The 19,025-nt window shown below is 46.3% G+C and carries 14 protein-coding genes; 2 read left to right on the plus strand and 12 right to left on the minus strand.

Annotated features, from left to right (window positions below; genetic code table 11):
• Positions 1–118: 118 nt before the first annotated feature.
• A complete protein-coding gene (locus ACUN27_RS24635; RefSeq protein WP_315948847.1) occupies positions 119–1,033 on the plus strand; it encodes an AraC family transcriptional regulator in 915 nt (304 codons plus the stop codon).
• Between the two features lie 341 nt (positions 1,034–1,374).
• Here ACUN27_RS24635 and ACUN27_RS24640 read toward each other — a convergent pair whose 3' ends face one another.
• The 10 genes from ACUN27_RS24640 to ACUN27_RS24685 form a co-directional block, all read right to left on the minus strand.
• A complete protein-coding gene (locus ACUN27_RS24640) occupies positions 1,375–1,701 on the minus strand; it encodes a hypothetical protein (RefSeq protein ID WP_315948846.1) in 327 nt (108 codons plus the stop codon).
• A gap of 20 nt (positions 1,702–1,721) precedes the next feature.
• On the minus strand, positions 1,722–2,420 hold the full coding sequence (locus ACUN27_RS24645; protein ID WP_326060828.1) for a pirin family protein: 699 nt from the start codon (positions 2,418–2,420) through the stop codon (positions 1,722–1,724).
• 27 nt (positions 2,421–2,447) lie between these two features.
• On the minus strand, positions 2,448–2,861 hold the full coding sequence (locus tag ACUN27_RS24650; protein WP_181646421.1) for a DoxX family protein: 414 nt from the start codon (positions 2,859–2,861) through the stop codon (positions 2,448–2,450).
• A gap of 108 nt (positions 2,862–2,969) precedes the next feature.
• Positions 2,970–3,860, minus strand: a complete 891-nt coding sequence (locus ACUN27_RS24655; protein WP_445559704.1) for an SGNH/GDSL hydrolase family protein — start codon at positions 3,858–3,860, stop codon at positions 2,970–2,972.
• Positions 3,861–3,956: 96 nt separating this feature from the next.
• Positions 3,957–5,633: an extracellular solute-binding protein gene (locus tag ACUN27_RS24660; RefSeq protein WP_326060830.1), complete on the minus strand. Its 1,677-nt coding sequence runs from the start codon at positions 5,631–5,633 to the stop codon at positions 3,957–3,959.
• Between the two features lie 117 nt (positions 5,634–5,750).
• The gene (locus ACUN27_RS24665; RefSeq protein ID WP_315948839.1) at positions 5,751–6,647 is read right to left on the minus strand and encodes a carbohydrate ABC transporter permease; all 897 of its coding nucleotides are present in this window, start codon (positions 6,645–6,647) and stop codon (positions 5,751–5,753) included.
• 18 nt (positions 6,648–6,665) lie between these two features.
• Complete coding sequence (locus ACUN27_RS24670; protein ID WP_379171069.1) at positions 6,666–7,637, minus strand: ABC transporter permease; 972 nt, start codon at positions 7,635–7,637, stop codon at positions 6,666–6,668.
• Between the two features lie 178 nt (positions 7,638–7,815).
• A complete protein-coding gene (locus ACUN27_RS24675; protein WP_445559705.1) occupies positions 7,816–10,122 on the minus strand; it encodes a helix-turn-helix domain-containing protein in 2,307 nt (768 codons plus the stop codon).
• Between the two features lie 192 nt (positions 10,123–10,314).
• Positions 10,315–11,907, minus strand: coding sequence for an ATP-binding protein (locus ACUN27_RS24680; RefSeq protein WP_445559706.1), 1,593 nt, complete (start codon positions 11,905–11,907; stop codon positions 10,315–10,317).
• Positions 11,908–12,359: 452 nt separating this feature from the next.
• A complete protein-coding gene (locus ACUN27_RS24685) occupies positions 12,360–13,466 on the minus strand; it encodes a glycoside hydrolase family 172 protein (RefSeq protein ID WP_445559707.1) in 1,107 nt (368 codons plus the stop codon).
• Positions 13,467–13,581: 115 nt separating this feature from the next.
• Here ACUN27_RS24685 and ACUN27_RS24690 point away from each other — a divergent pair, with 115 nt between their 5' ends.
• Positions 13,582–14,451 carry a helix-turn-helix domain-containing protein gene (locus tag ACUN27_RS24690; protein ID WP_445559708.1) on the plus strand — a complete coding sequence of 290 codons (870 nt, stop codon included), beginning with the start codon at positions 13,582–13,584 and terminating at the stop codon, positions 14,449–14,451.
• Between the two features lie 262 nt (positions 14,452–14,713).
• Here ACUN27_RS24690 and ACUN27_RS24695 read toward each other — a convergent pair whose 3' ends face one another.
• Together ACUN27_RS24695 and ACUN27_RS24700 are read right to left on the minus strand one after the other, a co-directional pair.
• Positions 14,714–16,000 carry a Gfo/Idh/MocA family protein gene (locus tag ACUN27_RS24695; RefSeq protein WP_326061441.1) on the minus strand — a complete coding sequence of 429 codons (1,287 nt, stop codon included), beginning with the start codon at positions 15,998–16,000 and terminating at the stop codon, positions 14,714–14,716.
• Between the two features lie 39 nt (positions 16,001–16,039).
• Positions 16,040–18,739, minus strand: coding sequence for a glycoside hydrolase family 78 protein (locus tag ACUN27_RS24700; RefSeq protein WP_326061442.1), 2,700 nt, complete (start codon positions 18,737–18,739; stop codon positions 16,040–16,042).
• Positions 18,740–19,025: the final 286 nt, after the last annotated feature.

Below are 19,025 nucleotides of genomic sequence, written 5' to 3' on the forward strand. Positions count from 1 at the left end.
CGAGTTGTTCCTCCTCTAGCTGCTCCATTACCTACCCTCATCGTACCAAAAAAAAAGCGAATAATGTGTAGCCCTCTTATGATAAAATGTTGTTAGATTACGATGAGGAGTTTTCGTTATGAAGCTAATGAACTACATGAATCTAAATGTTCATCCCGTGCAACTATCGTTTTTCAAAAATAGAACGCATGAGTTTGAGGAAATCTTTCACGCTCACCAGGGGATGGAACTTCTTATCGTCCATGAAGGCAGAGGCATCGCCATAATTGAGCAACAAATCGTTGAAATGACGCCGGGGGCCATCTTTTGCTTTCGACCGTTTCAGCTGCACCGTCTTCGTATGTATAACCTACCGCAGGAGAGTTACGTTCGCTCGCTGTTCGTTCTCGAGCCTGCTGTCTTAGAGGCAGCACTTGCCGCCTTTCCGTCACTGCAGGAATTTTTACGCAAATTGTGGAAAGATCCGTTATCTCCACAATCCTTCCAGTGTTCGAATCTTACGGAACTCGAACAATTATTTCGCCTTTATGCCCCTAGAATTGAGGCTGCCATTGATCAAGGCACAGAAAGGCTGCTGGAAGAACAGCTGCTTTTCCTAACGGCCTTTATCCACCAAGTGCGCACAGGGTTTGAGACGACAATCACCTCTCAAACAGACCTGACGCAGGTGCATCCGCGCAAAAGCTCAACAACGGCTGAACGCATGCTCTCTTGGATCGAAGAGAATTATAGCAAGCCGTTCAAGCTGGAAGACCTAGCACAAGCCGTTCATCTTACTCCGAACCACGTGTCGGCAACCTTCCGGCAATCGATCGGCAGTACGATTACCGAATACTTGACCGCCAGACGCATTCGCCAGGCCTGCTGGCTGCTCAAAACAACCGACATGTCTGTTCAAGACATTGGGGAAGCGGTCGGGCTCGGCAATTTTTCATACTTTTGCCAACTGTTCAAAAAACATGTCGGCTACACGCCTTACACGTTTAAAGGCATGCATCGCTACGAGGATCTCGCTTCATTAACTCAAGAGTAGCCGGCTCTTTATGCACTATCGGAATGGTTCCAGTGGATGAAATCCAATGAACCCATTGTTTTGAAGGCTTTATTACCTATCCTATTGGATGAATTCCAGTGGGATAAGTTAATTGCGGCGCTAAAGCACCGGATATAGCAGTCAACATTGGATTTCGTCCAATGCAATTAACCATTTAGATGCCCCGTTGGGGGTTCCGCTGGATTTTGTCCAATGCAATCAACATTTTCAAGTGCTTATTGTGATTCTCTTGATTAGTCAATAAAAAAAGCTGTCACAAAAGCAGAAAATTCTACCTTTGCGACAGCTTTCTTCTATATATATGGTTTTCACTTTCACATTTACATATCAAACTCATCCGGCACATAATCGATACGGGACCGAGCCTTGATCGTCAGCTGCTCAAGATGGTCTTCATATCCGACAGGTCCCTCTTTGACGTAAAACCAAATCTTCCGTGTCGGTTGATCGTCAAACTCCTGAAAAAGAAAAACATTAAGCTCATGCTTCCACTTCAGCAATTCCTCAATAGCCGCGCTCTTCGGCGTAGATATCGTAATCCGCCAGCCTTCACCATCCGGAAGGACATCATATCGAAGAGAATCTGTTTCCGAATGGATAAAAGTACGGCCCCCGACAGCATGTTTAACAATGAGTACTTCTTTCATTACATCCCTCCTCAGCTCCGTTATGGAAGGTCAATCAGCATGAAAAATGCATCTTCCTCTGCCTCAACAATCAGGTTGGACTCGGACTCGATGCGAGCTGTGTCTCCTGCTTTGAGCTGTTTTCCGCTGACCGTAACTCGCCCTTCGATGACAAACATAAACACTCGACGCCCTTCCGCTTGCTCAAAAGGCAGCGTCCTCCCTTGATCAAGCCGACTCAAGTACAGCGTCAAGTCTTGATTGATCATCGCCGCTTTTTCGGATCCCTCCGGTGTCACAACGGGCAGGAGAGCATTTCGCAATTGCTCAGCGTCGTAGCGGCGGGTTTCGTATGTTGGAAACAGCCCAAGCTCACGCGGCTCAAACCAAAGCTGGAGAAACCGGGTCGACTCGGTTTTGGATGCATTAAACTCAGCATGCACGATCCCCGTGCCAGCGCTCATCCGCTGCACTTCTCCTGCTGAAGTAATCTCCGAGTTTCCGAGATTATCCGAGTGTTGAACAGCTCCCTCAAGCACAATCGTAACAATTTCCATGTCACTGTGAGGATGCGCGCCAAATCCTCGACCCGGTGCTACAGCATCATCATTACATACACGCATAACGCCAAAGTCGGTATTATTCGGGTCATAATACTCTCCGAAAGAGAAACTTAATCGGCTTTGAAGCCATCCTAAATTGACTTGATAACGGTTCTCTGCCGCATACATCTGAATCATAGGATCCTCCGTTTTAAAGTTAATTGCTTATAGCGCTGATGATTGACCTTTATTAAAGAGCGAATCTATGGCAAGCCGTTGGCTTCCGTTGATTAGCAAATAAACAGCCATACCGATTAAAGCAAGATCAAGCTCATATCCTGCCATTTGCCCATTTCCAAGAAAACCGACAGCCAGCTTCACTTTGAACGTCGCAATCAGCAGGATAATTGCCAATATTGCGGACACAATACGTGTACCTAGTCCTAAAATCAGGGCAATCCCGCCTACCAATTCGATTGTTGCCACGACATAGGCCAAGGATCCGGGAATACCGATGCTTTCGAACCAACCTGCAATATTGCCGATTCCTCCTTGGAATTTGGCAACGCCATGGGATAAAAAGATAATTCCGAGCAGCACTCTTAATAGTAATGCCCCCAATTGCTGATAATTCTTCACGTAAAGAACTTCCCCTTTCAAAGCTAACTTTTTTAAAGTATTGAACTTTATGTTCGTATAATATCGTTATACGCTTACTTTTGTCAAGCAACTAAATAAAACCAGCCTCTAATACATAGAAAGGTGGTTTTTAATTTGCTCCGCCAGCTTATTGCCTTCTCGCAAGGCCTCCTCCAGAGGTAAAGCCAATGCTTTGTTCGGATTGGAATGTCCGATATGTTCCCTCCAAGCTGCACTTAACACTTTTTGGCGCTGCCATACTAGCTGAAACAAAGGCGAGCACTCCGGTTGATCGACGAACAGTGGAGTTGCTATACAACTCACTTGAAATAGATGTCGGAGAAGCGTTTCCGCGATTACCCAATGGCCATCAGCGAGGGGATGAATCCCGTCACCTGAGCGGTAGTCGGGATCTTTTATTACCGCTTTTTCCCTTGCTAGCAGCAGCGGATCATAAATATTCACCACTTCATCGGCTATCCCTTCCTGCCAAAGCAGCCAGCGCGCATACGTTCTAAGGACATTGTTGTAATGTTCATAGGGAGTCAAGTAGCTGTATGCTTGTACATGAAGACCTTCAGCCAGAAGTGTTTCTTGTCTAATTGCAGATGAATCAAACGGTGGAGGCGTCATAACGATCGCCTTGGCACCGCTTGAACGCACGATCCGGATTGCTTCAAGCAGCCCATTTTGATAAGCTAGAAATCTTTCTTCGGAGAAAGGGGAATAGATCCCGTCATTCATGCCATAACCCAACACGACCCAATCGGGCTTACTTATTAGCAGCGCACGTTCGATCCGTTCATGGACACAAGGCCGCGGGAAGGGATGATCCTCCTCCGTTAAACCTGATGCTGTTTCACTAGACACACCTAGGTTGATTAATGTGAAGCCTTGCCCAGGGAAGTTCTGAAACAAGATGGCCTCCAAAAAGGCAATAAACGTTCCCTCAGCAGTTATGCTGTCACCCAGGAAAAGGAATCTCTTTTCTTCCGTCATCTAACATACCTCCGAGCTGTTGTTGTCGTAACTCAAAAAAAAGGAGGCTATCCAACAGGTCATTCCTGACCTATCTCGACAGCCCCACTTTACGCCTTATTTTTTAATCGCTGCCGAATCGTACGCTTTTTGAAGAATTTCAAGATATCTGCCGAGCTTGAGATTGTCGAGACCTTTCACATACGCGTCCCAATCTTTGTTCAAATCTTTGTTCCCCGTAATAAACTGGAGCGCGCTTTGCTCGATATAGTTCTTGATGTTGGTTTGAAGAATGCTTGCCTCATCGGTCAGCGCCGGATCAATCCAAATCGCCCACATCGGGAAAAGCTCTTTCGGTTCATGCCCTTGGTACAGCAGTGTAGCGTCATACAATCTGCGTTCATAATTGGCGGAATCATAAACATCCGTGCCTTGTACGATGCTATCGCGATATTCCTTTGGCTGGTAGAAATGGCCCATGCCGCTCCATCCTGCGTTGCGAGGCGGTTGTCCATCAATCGCTGGAATCGTCGCGATTTGTGGTGTAACCCCTTTGCCCAGCGCCACTTCGCCTTCCTTCGGCTTTCTCCAGTCAATGCCTTCCATACCGGATGCCGCATTCGTTTGACCTTCCATCGTGAACATGTAATCGACCATTTTAATTAAAGTAACTTGCGCTTCTTGGCTCGCTTTATTGGTGATGACGAATTTCGCCCCAGGAATCAAGCCGCCTCCATCATGTGTGGACAATGAACCATGGGGTCCTGTAAGAGGCGGAACAGGGTTATAATCGGCAGAGTTCTTATTGCCTTTATCAATATTAACGAAGATGGCTGGATGCATGCCCGCGCCTGCGCCAAGAATCTGACCTGAACCGTTCTCACCAATTTTCTTAAAAGCTTCCGCATTTTGAGTAAACGCACCAGGATCGATCAAACCTTCGTCATATAAGGATTTTATATACGTAAGGCCTTCTTTCCATTCCGGTTTATTCGCTACTGTATCCGCTTTCCCGTTAACCAGATTCAAATAATTCCGGTCATCATCATAGATGAAACCGTTCATCAGGAACGGGATCACACGTACACCGAAGTCCTCGGTTGAACCGCTAAGTGGCACCTCATCCGCCTTGCCGTTGCCATTCGGATCATTTTTTTTGAAAGCTTGAAGCACTTTCCTGAAATCTTCCGTCGTTTTCGGCATCTCCAGGTTCAGCTTTTTCAGCCAGCTTGTATTGATCCACATTTTGTTCGGGTAAGAGCAGTGAAAGCATTGCGTGTAGGAGCCAAGACCATAGATTTTTCCATCTGGTGCTGTAATGAAGCTTTTGAACGTTGCATCCTTCTCCATGGCCGCTTTGATGTTAGGCGCGTATTGGTTAATCAAATCATTAAGCGGCAGCAAGACACCTTGTTTGCCGAATTTCAAAAGATCCGCTTGCGAGAACTGATCGATATAAGCCGTTAACATATAAGCTTCCGGATAATCGCCGCTCGCTAACGAGATTTGGCGCTTTTCTTTGGCGCCGTCATAAGGAATCACATCGAACTTGAACTTCGCATTAAATTTACTTTCCAAATGCTTCGTGAACAGGTTCGTATTCAAATCAATATCGTTCGCCTGCTGCGCAAAAACGCTGATTTGTACAGGTTTGCCTGTTTGCCCAGCGCCCGGCGAGGCTGTATCTGTAGTAGGTTTTGACGATGGCGATGCCTCTTGTGTACTTGTGCATGCAGCAAGGATCAAACTGCACATTATGATAAAAATCAAAACGCTGACCGATCTTCTTTTCAATGAAATCCGCTCCCTTTGCTGAATTGAAAAGCTGACTTATAGGTTGATCTATAGCCTGCAAGTTCTTGTCGATCACCCCTTTCATTTCTTCAGTTCCCTGCCATATCCCTTTTTCCGTTACCCTTTCACAGATCCCACTAACATTCCTTGTACAAAATAGCGCTGTACAAACGGGTAGATGATTAGCACAGGAATCGTCGCAACAACAATCAGCGAGTATTTCAGGAGTTCTGCTAGCTGCTGTCTTTCAACCAGTTTCAGGGCATCCGTGGCATTCGAACTGTTATTCAAAATAATAATGCTCCGCAAAATAAGCTGCAGCGGGAACAGTTGGGCGGTTTTGAGATAAATTAGCGCATCGAAATAAGCATTCCACTGGCCCACCGCGTACATGAGGAATAAAACAGCGATAATCGGCTTAGACAACGGGATCACAACGCTCCACATAAATCTGAGGTCACTGCAGCCATCAAGCTCACTGGAGTCAATAAGTTCATCGGGTATTGAGGTTTGAAAGAAGGTTCGGGCGATGATAACTTGCCAGACCCAGATGGCATTGGGAATTAATAAAGCCCATCTGGTGTCAATGAGGCCCATCTGTTTCACGACCAAATAAGTAGGAATTAGCCCGCCGGTAAATAACAACGTGAAGGTGACTAACATCATGAGGACGTTGCGACCCTTAAATGTTTTTCGTGATAGCGGATAAGCCATCATGATCGTAAGCGCTACCGAGATCAAGGTCCCTGCCGCCGTATAAAATAAAGAGTTCGCATAGCCGGTCATGATTTTCGGATTATCCATGAGCTGAGCGTATCCCTTCAGAGAAAACTCCACTGGCCATAACCACACACGCCCCGACGTTACAGCCGCCGGTGAGCTGAACGAGGAGCTCAAAATATAAATCAGCGGATACAAAACGATCACTAACAGAAGACTCAGGATCACATAGAGGCTAATGACAAATATTTTATCGCCCGCTGATTCTCGGATCGTTGTTTTCACGGTGTTCATTGCATGGTTCCTCCATTCTCACCAAATACTCGTATTCGAGAGTCGTTTCGCAACCCGATTGACGACAACGAGCAGAATTAAGTTGATACAGGAATTAAATAAACCGACCGCCGTCGCAAAACTGTAGTTCGCGTTTAATAGGCCAATCTGATACACATAAGTTGCTATTATTTCTGAATTTATTTTGTTCAGCGGGTTTTGCAGCAAATATATTTTTTCGAATCCTAATGACATGACACTGCCAACATTCAAAATAAAAATGATCGTAATCGTCGGCAGAATACCCGGGAGATCAATATGGCGGATCTTCTGAAACCTCGACGCTCCGTCCACTTTGGCTGCTTCATACAGCGAAGGATCGACACCGGCCAGCGCAGCCAGAAATATAACGGCGGAATAACCGGCGGTCTGCCAAATATCTGACCAAACGTAGATCGAACGAAACATCCCCGGTTGCCCGAGAAAATTAATCGAATCCATCCCGAAATAGTTCATCGCGACATTCACGAAACCCAGTCGAGGTGCCAGGAACAGCATGATGATGGAAACCATGACAACGGTGGAAATAAAATAAGGGGCAAACGAAACTAATTGTACGAACCGCTTAAACTTGCCATTGCGTATTTCATTCAGCGCGAGAGCCAATAAAACAGGAATCGGGAAGCCGGCGAGAAGCAAATATCCGCTGATAAGCAGCGTGTTTTTAATCAGGGTCCAGAAGATCGGATTCTCGAAGAACAGCTCAAAATGCTTAAAGCCTACCCAAGGGCTTCCCCAAATCCCTTTGGTCACGTTGTAATCCTTGAAGGCAAGGACGGCATTCAGCATGGGATAATATTTGAAAATAATAAAAAATAAAGATGGTGGAATCACGATCAGATATAGCTGCCAATGTTTGATAAGACTCTTTTTCACATACTCCCTCCTACAATCCGATAAAATGTGATAGCGCTTTCCATATGGCTGATTATAGGTGGTTGCCGAGGCCATCGTATAGGTACATTTGCGTCAAATTCCGAACATAAAACCCGAATCAGGCCGAACATTTGCTAATTAAACGTCCATTTAACCCGCGCCACCTGTGCAGTCAAAAAAGAGGCATTCTCCCATCAGTCATGTAAATGACGGAAGAATGGCCTCTTTTGTGGTTAGAGAAAACTCTAGGGTTTTATTCCTCGACAGATTGTCGGAACGAGCTTGGCGAAACGCCCATTACACGTTTAAATGCCCTGCGGAAAGAATGCGAACTGTTATAGCCGACGTGCGAAGCAATTTCGTCGACGTTGTACTGGTTTCTTTTAAGAAGACTCGCCGCATGATCCATTCTTACTTTCTCCAGATGGTCGGATAAATTCGTCCCCGTCACCTCTTTATACAGCTGGGAGATGTATTTCTCCGGCCGTTCGACATGTTCTGCAATCCGGTATAAGTTAAGATCGGGATCTGCGTACCTGGCTGCGATAAATTCATTAATTTGTTTCACTGTTCGAGAGTGAGCATCGTTCTTTTTACTCGTAATCAGGCCGCACATGTCCGCAATAATCCCATTTATTTCTTGGGAAATAATTTCAATGGACTCGCTGGTCCCAATAGCAATGATCCGATTTTTGATTTTCTCGAACGATGAGGATTCCATAATCGCCTTCTGGTCGAGCAGTTTGAGCAGCGTTCCCTTCAATTCTCCGATGAACTGATGCTTCATCTCCATAGAAAGCTCGCGATTTTCCGTGTTGTGCGCAATCATCGATCTGACAATTCGTTTCGCTTCCTCTTCATCGCCTGCTCTAATTGTACTAATTAATCGCAGTTCCAAGTCGATCGGATAATAATACGTATTGCTCTCAATTCGTGTATCGCCTAACCATACGATTCCTTTTTTGTTCATATAAATAGCGTTTTCTAATGCCTGCCTTGCTTGCTCGTAGGATCGGCTAACCTCCATTACGGAGGTAAAAGGATCGCTTAACCCAGCCGTTATCGTAATGCGATACTCACCAAAAGCAAGATTGACTAGCCGGTTCACGAGCTGCTCAACATCATCTTTATTGACTTCCTCCCCAGCTTCTGGATCCCCGGAGGTAAAGAGGAGAACCATTCGATCCGAACCCAAATCGGTCATATGAACCAGGACGCGACTTTCATCTTCGATCACAATTTGCTTCAGAATCAATCTGGCGGCGCTCAGCTCGTTTAGAATTTCAACGCTTTCCATATCAGAATACCCGTTAATTTGCAAAATACCCGTGTAGCCGGAATTAAAGCTAACACCAGTGCCCGCTTGAGCAGCCGCAGACATGATCTCTTCCCTGGTTTGAAACTCTCCTGCAATCAGCCGCTTATAGAAAGCATCCCGAATTAACGGAAGCTGTCGTTTGAGCTCAGATTCTAAGTGTTTGCTATTCATCAAAATATTGGAAATGTTACCCTGTATAAAATCATATTCATTACGTGCCAGCGCCGCTTCCTTGCCAAAATGCTCTTTCATGACCTGAAGCAACCGAGTAATTGGAAGCGTATTGCGGTACGAAAGCAAGTAGCCTACAAGAAGACCAATCAGCAGCGCAGCACCTGTCACCGACCAGGTAATGTATTTGATCTTATTCGCATTCTCCATCAAAACGTGTCTTGGAATCCCCGTACTGTAAACCCAGCCTGTTGTTTTGGAGCGAATTTTGATCACGAGATCATCTTTATAAAATTGGCTGACGGACGCTTTATCGAACTTTGGATCCACGGAGAGCTGCTCAATTTCCGGCTGGGTAATTCCCTGCAGACTAATCGTGTGTCCTTGCGCATCACTGATGTACATCCAGCTGCCCGATTCATTCCGCAAGCCCGATAACACACTGTTGATCGTTTTTTCATCTATAATCGTAACCACGGTTGCCGGTGATGAATCACTAAAGCTGTCTAATGGAAGCGATTGCATATAGGTGATTACGGATGTTTGTGTTCCTCCAGTAACGAAAGGACTCAGCGGCATGATTTCACTGCTATGCGTTTTATCTAAAATCTTCTTTTTCCAATCATCGAATGAAAGATTGTTGTAATGCGAAGCCTCATAATAATGTTCCGGTCGAAAATAGGCGTTGCCAGGCGTTACAAGCACATTAAAGTTGGTGAAATAAATAAAAAAGTGCTTCAAAAAGTCATTGGTCTGGCTATAAGCCTTAATATCCCTTGAGATTTTCCAAATCCCAAACACATTCGTTTTCTGATCCACAACGCTTTCATTTAATAGCACACTTAAATCTTGATTCAAAGCCAGCTGCCTGGTGAAACTTTCCACCTCCGCCATTCTGCGCTCCAAAATTTCCTGACTCTTCTGCAGTTGTGTCACATTGTTTTCAATGGAAATGGACTGCGTGACAGCGATTGAGGTGCGATATGACATATACCCCGCAATACTAGGAATAATTAAAATAAGGATGTAGGAAAAAAGAAACTTCCGAAAAACGCCTGAGAACTTGGGCACAGGTAACTCCCCTTTCTATGAGAGCGCTTACTCCCCAACTCATTATATAAAATTAGGGCATCATCGCCTAGGGTACAATTAGGCTGATGACCATACATATTTCCCTTTTCAAGCACACATATGGTCGTATCGCGGAAACAAAAAACTCACTTCAACTGAAGTGAGCATGCGCTTATCTCGGTTATCGAGCCGTCATTCTAAGGGTAACGTAACCTCAAATCGCGTCCCGTAGCCTTTTCGAGAGGTTGCGGTTATTGTTCCTTTATGATTTTCAATAATTCGGTAACAAATCGATAAGCCGAGTCCTAATCCATTCTCTTTCGTTGTAAAAAAGGGATTCAGAATTTGATCCAATTCTTCTTTGGTCATGCCAATGCCATTATCATCAATGCTGATTTTGAAGCTTTGATTGTCATCCGCCAATTCTGCGCACAGCTGAATGGTCCCATTTTTCCCAATGGATTCAATGGCATTTTGGAGAAGGTTAATGAGGACTTGTTTGATTTGAGAGGGGTCAATCATAGCAACCGTTAAGGCGTTATCGGTTATCGCCGTGATGGATGTGTTTTTTAGAATAGCCTGACTATCCATAAATCGTACAATGTCTTTCAGAAATTCCTGCATGTTCACGGCTCTTCGTTCCGGTGTGCTAGGCTTGGCCATAACGACGAAATCGGATACAAGCTGCTTCATGCTTTGAAGCTCTGTTTCGATTAAATGAACGTAACTCCATAGTTTAGTAGGGTCGTTGGACTGCTTACTCAGCTGAAAAAAACCAATGATGGCCGTAAGAGGATTCCTGATCTCATGCGCTAAACCTGCCGCCAGCTTGCCGATGGCCGAGAACTTCTCCGAATTAATCCACTGCCGCTCCAGGATCACACGATCTGTGATATCGCGAAACTGAGCGAAGGCACCCAGCAGTTCGCCATGTTCGTTCAGGATGGGCAGCACATCAAAGAGACACACACTCTCTTGATCCAAGGAATAGCGGAAAGTAAGCTCAATATTCTCACTTTGCTTGCGATACTTCAGAGCTTGATAGAAATAGCTGCCAAAATGTTCAAAAGGAAATACCGGTGTGCCTGTTACACTCTTCCGGTTCCTTCCCGTAATTTTCTCCGCATACGCATTAAATTCCGTGATGATCCCTCGTTCATCCGTCATAATGATCCCATTGCGCATATTATTCACCACAAGCTGCTGAATCAGGTTCTGATTATGATTAACGAGGCGGAGCGACAGTTCCCGTTCGATAGAATCTACCATATTCGCTAGCAGAGCTAGATACGTAGGATGGTGATGCTCTACGGACGTCATGATCGAGATGGCCCCTGATAAGTTGTGGAAATTGGAAAAGTGGAAGGGAACGCAATAACAGGCGCTATCCTCCAACATCATATGATAGTGCTCTTTCCCAACAATCTGAATCGGTTTTTGTTCAAGGAGCGCAAGCGCTACCACATTCGTCCCCATAAATTCTTCATCACACTTGATGCCTTCTTGAATGCCGAACCGATTGATTGTCGACTTCATGGTCTCATCGCCATAATTATCCAGGATATAACCTGTATCATTCGTTACGACTATGAGATGAGGTGTCCCTGACAAGAAGGCTAATAATTTTTCTGCAAAATAATTAGTTACCACTAGAATCTTTCGATACTTATGCTTCTCTTCCTGAAGCTGTTTGGCCGTCAATTGAAAACCGGGTAATGGTATTTTGGTAGGGTCCAAACCTTGCTCCAAGCACCTTTGGCGGGATTCTTCGATCCATAGTTCCATATGATTCTCCTCATTTTTTGCTCATCATTCGGTACGACATTGACCCAGATCTTGATTTCAATCCTGTTTTAGTAAATTATACCATAGTTCTCTGCTTAATAAATATAAAACCAATGTACTATATTGGATCTGGGTTCACCTAGAGGAACTGGAAGCCCCTATTTGGAGAAAAACGAGCAGTTTTGTGTGTGAGCGGAACTACAGGCTCTTATTTGCCCTCCAAGGTGAGATTTTCAGGTGAAACTTGCGAAATAGTGCCCTGTAGTTCCCATGTCCATGAAAAATGGGCCTATTCCGTGAAATAGCGCCCTGTAGTTCCCTCCCGCTGAAAGCTCAAAAACAAAAAAAGGTTCTCCCCTTGGCCATAAAGACCTTCAGAGACAACCTTATAGCGTTTATATACGTAAAACGTAATGATCAAGCACCGCGGATTAAAAAAGTGCCTGCTGCAATTATCTAGGCCATCTTTGCTGCACCGGCAGCAGCGCCGGAAAATCTGCATGAGGCTCCATCTGATACCAGTAAGCGACGGAAGAAACATCATCGGACCTCTCAAATAAGCGCGAATGATCATGGCCAATTTGCTGAATCGTTACTTTCAAATCACTTTCAAAACGGATTGGATCCGGCAGATGCCAACGGTACATCCCATGCATAGGCACCTGATGACCGGACCATGGATCAATCTCGGTTGTTTCTTTGTAGTACGTATATCCTAAATAAGGCGTTGAATAGGACTCCGGTTCGTTGGTTTTCAAATTGGAGAAACACCAGGCGCCCCCCACATAATCCTCGGTTCCTGTCCCGCAAATAGTCGGCCACTCGTCATCGCCATCCATATAAAACTTCATCTCGCCTTCTCCCCACCAGTTTCTTTCCAGCGCTGCCCATGCCAAATAGGTACCCACATATTGACCTGCCCCTTTGACATTGTCTAGTATGGTGTAATCCTTCCCCATCTCGGTGAAGCGCTCTCGGCGCCATTGAGCATGGAAATAAGCCGCATTATCAGGCAGTTCGTCAACAAGCGTATAATTAAATGTATAGAAAAATCCGCCAATGTCATAGGCGTGCTGGTTTTCAATCGTAATTTTCGCAGAGGTGCGGAACGGCATCGCGAAATAGCAGTTCATCCCACCGGTCGGGTTAACGGAAATCGGAAGTGAATTGACGTTACTGCGTCTGGCGAAACCATTGCAAAAGAAGTCGCCAAGCGGCACTTCAACGGATGGCGTCTCTTCGTCATCCCAGTACATTCTGAGCACGAGGTCACGAAGCACGTACTGTGCTTGATGTCCTTTGGCACCTGTTTTATCGGTAACCGTGATCCAAAAGTGCTGAAGCACGCCAACTCCCTTTATATGAGCAAGCGTAACCGTTTCGCCTTGTTTTAAATCGATGCAAGGACGCCCTTTTCTGGCCGTTCCCAGGTTGCTGGCGGCTTTACCTCCTTGCCCTTTCTCCCCCGCCAAATTTTCCGCCGTAATGGAACGTGTCCGCCCGTTTGTCACGAGAGGAGCCGTAGATAAGCCATTTCCCAAACCATGCAGTTGCAGCATGCCCATCACCTCTGTATCATATATTGTTGTACATACCTCCATTATAAAGTGTTTTATCCCCATTTATTTAGCATAGATTGCCGATTTCCTTACCATATATTGCTGAGGTGCCGTTATGGAATTGAGTCAGATTTCGCCCTACATTCGTGTTGCAATGGATAGTGTGATCGAGACACCATGGACGATAGAAGAACGCATGATTTGGGATTATGAGCTGCTGTTTCTGATGGAAGGTCAATTGGAAGTGAGAGTGGCAGAGCACATTTACGAAGGCCGTCCAGGGGATGTTTTCTTTTTTAAACCTGGAGAGCGACATGCTATAAAGTCAAAAGGGACACAAACCATTCGCCAGCCTCATGTCCATTTCGATCTTAACGTTTTGCCGAATAGCCCGGAGGTTACCGTCTCGTTTAAGTCCATCGATCAGATGAGTGAGAAAGAAAAAGAATGGTTTCGTGAGGACCTGCTCTCCACATCTCCTTATTTTATCCCGAACCATTTTCGTCCACGGGATTCCACTCATTTGGAACGGGTGCTGTTCGATCTCATCCGTGAGCATGAAACCAAACCACCCTATTACGAGTTCCGGGTCAAAAGCGCTATGCTTGATCTGCTTGCGATCCTGCTGCGCGAACAGTATTATGGCGGCAAAACAACGAAAGAGGGTCAGGTTGAATTCTTATCCGAAATCCGCACCTATATTGACCGCAATGTCAATCGAAACGTGACACTCGAGGAGTTATCCGAGAAGTTTCATATCAGTAAATTTCATCTTATTCATCTTTTCAAAACAATGTTTCAAATGACTCCCATCCAGTATCACCAATACATTCGCATGGAAAGAGCCAAAAACAGCATTCAATTTTCCAACACACCCTTGAGTCAAATTGCTGAGCAGCTGGGGTTTGCGAACATTCATACGTTCAGCCGGGCGTTTAAAACCGTTATGGGCAAAAGCCCCTCGCACTTTCGGGTCAACCGATAAGAGGGCACCACTCGGCTCGGTAATTTAAAGGAACTGTAAGCTACCATTCCGCGAAACTGACGGGTTTTGATGGTCGAGGGGAACTACAGGGGCTTATTTCATGGTTTCCGAGCCATTTTCTACTCACAATGAGAAAATAACGGATCGTAGTTCCCATTCGTTGCCCAATGGATCGTTTCCCATGAAATAGCGTTCTGTAGTTCCCTCCGCCACTGCCCTCCCCCGAGATTCCCAGAGGCGGGCAATCTTTTATAGCAATCCTTTACCTTAGCAAATCTGCAACTTTGACGGGTTGGCCTGTCCGGATTGCGCGATTCGCGGCAATGCCGACCAAAATGGACCGGGCTCCGTCCATATGATTCGCAGCCCGCTTAAAGCGATCCTCAGCCGGCTCACCAAAAATGTCGTTCAGCAGCACAGGATCTCCTCCGCCATGGCCGCCAACACCGGTTTCTACGTTCACCTCATACGGACGGTCAAACATCGGAAAGACGCGGATCTCCTTATTTTTCATCGCTCCTTCGAGCGCCTTATCTCCACCAGAATTGACATAGGATTGCTCCATAATCGTCATCTCCAGTCGACCTTTCGTTCCATTAAAAGCTATCCGGTAACCTTCCCAAGGGGAATAGGCATTTAACGAATAGGTCAAAATCGCTTTGTTTTGATAGCGAACCATAACGCCCATCGTATCTTCAATGCTGATGCCATCTCCGAATACGTTCTGATCGCGAAGGTAGCCATCCTCATGCTCAGCGTCTAAATACAACGCCTTCAATCGTCCATTGCGATCCAAATGGAGTGCAAAAGGATCATCCTCGGCAAGCGGATTACCCGTTGCTCTATCGTAGAATTGAGTTACACCGCGTTTTTCAGCGTTTTCACGTCCATAGAAGAGCAGATCGCCAAGAGCAAACACCGTATCCGGCTCTGACCCGATCCAGAAGCTGACGAGATCGAAGTGATGCGTCGATTTGTGCACGAGCAGTCCACCGCTGTTTTTCTTGTCACGATGCCATCTACGGAAATAATCAGCTCCGTGTTTGGTATTCAACAGCCACTCGAAATGGACGGAGTTGACCTGTCCAATGACGCCTTCTTCAATCAACTCTCGCACTTTCGTATGATGAGGCGCATAACGGTAATTGAACGTAACCCGCACGTTGCGTCCTGTCTTCTCCACTGTTTCAAGAATTTGACGGCACTTCTCCTCGTCAATTGTCATAGGCTTCTCTGTTATTACATCGCAGCCTAATTCCAGCGCACGAATGATATACGTATGGTGTGTACGATCAACACTCGTGACGATAACTACATCCGGCTTCTCGATTTCGATCATCCGGTCGAACGCTTCCGGTTTGTAGGTGCGCACCTCTGGGTAGTCAAACTTCATTTGCAATTGCTGCTTCGCATAATTCATGCGGGTCTGGTTGATGTCGCATAAGGCCAGCAGCTCCGTCGTTTCTCGGAAGTTCTCCGCCATGGCGGAATAAAAGAACCGCGCTCGCCCGCCGGCTCCAACCAATACGTACTTTTTCCTCGTCGTCATGCCTCTTTCACCCTTTATATATGAATAATGAAACCAACACTACACAGATGCCTTAATGGCAAGCAAATCACTCTCAAACGTGTATCGACCCGCTCCAAGCTTGAACCAACTTACCTCTTCCGTACTGCCAAGCGGCTGGCAGCCTTCGATCTCCCAAGTTCCTGATGTCCTTTCGACGCCATCGATGGCACTAACCCGTCCAGGTACATAAATCGTAGCCGTCGTATTAACGGGAATCGACACTTCGATCCGGAATACTTTTGACGACGCGGATAAATGCCAAGCCACCTCGATGGTTCCGTACAAGGAATCGTAGCTTGCTTTAACCCGGTCCAATTTCCCACCTGGCCTTGGCCGTATGATCGCATGTTTAAACCCTGGTGCAGCAGGATCAGCCTCGATGCCGGCCATATATCGGAACATCCACTCCCCTACTGAGCCAAGGGAATAGTGATTAAAGGAGTTCATTGACGGCGTTTGGAACCCTTTGTGTTCCGTCCAGCCATCCCACCGTTCCCAGATGGTCGTTGCCCCATGTTTGATGGAATACATCCAGGAAGGGAACTCCTCCTGAGTAAGCAGCGTGTAAGCAACGTCTAACTTTCGATGATCCGTTAAAGCAGGCAGTAAGTAGCCGACTCCGAGAAAGCCCGTTGATAAACGGTCTCCACGAGCGGAAATATCATCTGTCAGATGCTCTATAGCCATCTTATTCAATTCTTCGGTCAGCAAGTTGAATTGCAGCGCAAGGACATACACCGCCTGTGTCTCTCCGTGAATTCGGCCGTCACTGCCCACAAACGAATCCCGGAATGCTTGGGCAATCGAGGCAAACAAGCTCTCATATTGCGTCTGATCTTGCTCGCGTCCCAGAACGCCGGCGATCTTAGCCAACAACTGGGTGCTGTAAGCAAAATAAGCCGTGGCTAGCACTTCTTTTGGCGTATCCGCATCAATGGACAACCAATCGCCATAGTTGGCATAATCCGGACGCACGAGATCTTCAGTGTTGTCCCGAAGGTAGCCGACCCAATCAACCATCGCTTGGTAGTTATTTTCCAATATGCGAATATCCCCGTACATCAGATACAAGGTCCATGGAATGATAACCCCGGCATCGCCCCATCCCGCATTATCGGGTGCGAACCAATTCAGATTCGCATTCCACATTTTGTGGCGAATCCAGCCAGCGTCAGGCGCCACATCTGTGAAAGCCCCCGACGGCAGCTGACTGTCAATCATATCCTGCATATATTTTGAAAAGAAGCGAGATACATTCATATTGTAAGCGGCCGTGCGGGCAAAAATTTGCGCATCACCGGTCCAGCCCAACCTCTCGTCGCGCTGCGGGCAATCCGTCGGCACAGAGAGGAAATTACCCCTTTGTCCCCATGTAATATTGCTATACAGCCGGTTCACCATCTCATCATTGGTCTCCAGTCGTCCCGTCTCGGCCATATCGGAGTGTACGACTTTTCCCAGGATTGTATCCAAATCGGGTTCACCAGGGTAACCAATCAGTTCAACGTAACGGAATCCGTGAAATGTAAAATGCGGTTCATACCTTTCTTCCCCGGTCCCTTTTAACACATAATGGTCCTGCTGAACGGCTACTCGTAAGTTGTCCAAATATAGGCTGCCGTCTGGATTCAGCATCTCGGCATGGCTGACGGTGACTTGGTGGCCTGCTGCCCCACTAACTTTGAACTCTGTCCAACCCACCATATTTTGTCCCATATCATAAATGAAAGTCCCTTCTTCCGTGCGGCGGAAAGAGACGGGCTTACGTACTTGCATGATGCGAACCGGCGGTTCAATCGTTGCCACAAGCAATCCATTGTAGCCCGTTCGAACATCCGGAATCTCCCAAGAAGCTGCTTGATAACCGGCTTGATCCCATCCGGTCGGCTCCAGCCGAGCATCGTAGGCTTCACCTTTGATTAGATCCGAATAAAGAATCGCTCCCTTAGCTGCCTGCCAAGACGAGTCAGAAATGATAAGCTCACTCGTGCCGTCGAGGTACTCAATTCGTGCCTGAAGAAGCAAAAACGGCCTTTCCCCATACACATTTTTCCCGAGAAAACCGACCGTACCCGCGTACCAGCCGTCACCTAAAATGGCTCCAAAAACATTTTCGCCTACGGTTAATTGGTCTGTAATCTCATAGGCTTGCACTTGCACGCGTGTCTCATAGTCTGTCCAGCCAGGCGCAAAGAGAGCTCCAATCCTGCTTCCGTTAAGCCGAAGATCATATAAGCCAAGCGCAGTCGCATAAACAAACGCTCTTTTCACCTGCTTGGCAAGCTGGAAGCTTTTCCGCAAGTATGGAGGAGGCTGCATATCAACGCCTTTTTCTGCTTTGCGGCCGATCCACTTGGCCTTCCAATCTGCGCGTGACAGCAGTCCCATGGACCAATAAGCCGTTTGACTCCAGGCAGATGCTTCTCCATGCGTATCCCACACTCGGACTTTCCAATAATAAGTTTGCTCAGAGATCAACGTATCTCCCGCATATGCAATGTGAATTGATTGATCGGACGCCACTTTACCGCTGTCCCACTTATCAGCCACACCTTGATCCAACCGCTCTTGTGACGAAGCAACCAACACTTGATAATACGCTTGAACAGCAGAGCGCTCGTTCGACTCCAGCCTCCAAAACAAGCGTGGCCGCCTGACATCAAGTCCAAGCGGGTTATTCGCATATTCCGTTAAACATTCAACAATAGATAGGCTCACCGTTATCCCCCTTAAGTTAAGATCGTACTTGTTTGTATTATAAAAGGAGAAACCAGCTCCGATATGGGGGGTTCGAGAACAGTTTATAGGGCAAAAACATTAACCTTATGACGTAATGCCCTCACTTGCTTCATTGCATGCACCTAAATGAAAGAAATAACCTATAAAAATGAACTCATTCCCCTAATGTGCCAGATGGAATATGTATTAAAGTTAACTAGCATAGCTGTTTTCACGCTATCTTTTTTCATTTACTTCATTGAAAACGATTTCAATTTTTTGACGA

It is taken from the genome of Paenibacillus sp. WC2504, from assembly GCF_052682475.1.

Excerpts from the sequence above, each read along its gene's own strand:
- ACUN27_RS24635 (WP_315948847.1), top strand. The coding sequence starts at position 119 with ATGAAGCTAATGAACTACATGAATCTAAATGTTCATCCCGTGCAACTA.
- ACUN27_RS24640 (WP_315948846.1), bottom strand. The coding sequence starts at position 1,701 with ATGAAAGAAGTACTCATTGTTAAACATGCTGTCGGGGGCCGTACTTTT.
- ACUN27_RS24645 (WP_326060828.1), bottom strand. The coding sequence starts at position 2,420 with ATGATTCAGATGTATGCGGCAGAGAACCGTTATCAAGTCAATTTAGGA.
- ACUN27_RS24655 (WP_445559704.1), bottom strand. The coding sequence starts at position 3,860 with ATGACGGAAGAAAAGAGATTCCTTTTCCTGGGTGACAGCATAACTGCT.
- ACUN27_RS24665 (WP_315948839.1), bottom strand. The coding sequence starts at position 6,647 with ATGAACACCGTGAAAACAACGATCCGAGAATCAGCGGGCGATAAAATA.
- ACUN27_RS24670 (WP_379171069.1), bottom strand. The coding sequence starts at position 7,637 with ATGGCCTCGGCAACCACCTATAATCAGCCATATGGAAAGCGCTATCAC.
- ACUN27_RS24680 (WP_445559706.1), bottom strand. The coding sequence starts at position 11,907 with ATGGAACTATGGATCGAAGAATCCCGCCAAAGGTGCTTGGAGCAAGGT.
- ACUN27_RS24685 (WP_445559707.1), bottom strand. The coding sequence starts at position 13,466 with ATGCTGCAACTGCATGGTTTGGGAAATGGCTTATCTACGGCTCCTCTC.
- ACUN27_RS24690 (WP_445559708.1), top strand. The coding sequence starts at position 13,582 with ATGGAATTGAGTCAGATTTCGCCCTACATTCGTGTTGCAATGGATAGT.
- ACUN27_RS24695 (WP_326061441.1), bottom strand. The coding sequence starts at position 16,000 with ATGACGACGAGGAAAAAGTACGTATTGGTTGGAGCCGGCGGGCGAGCG.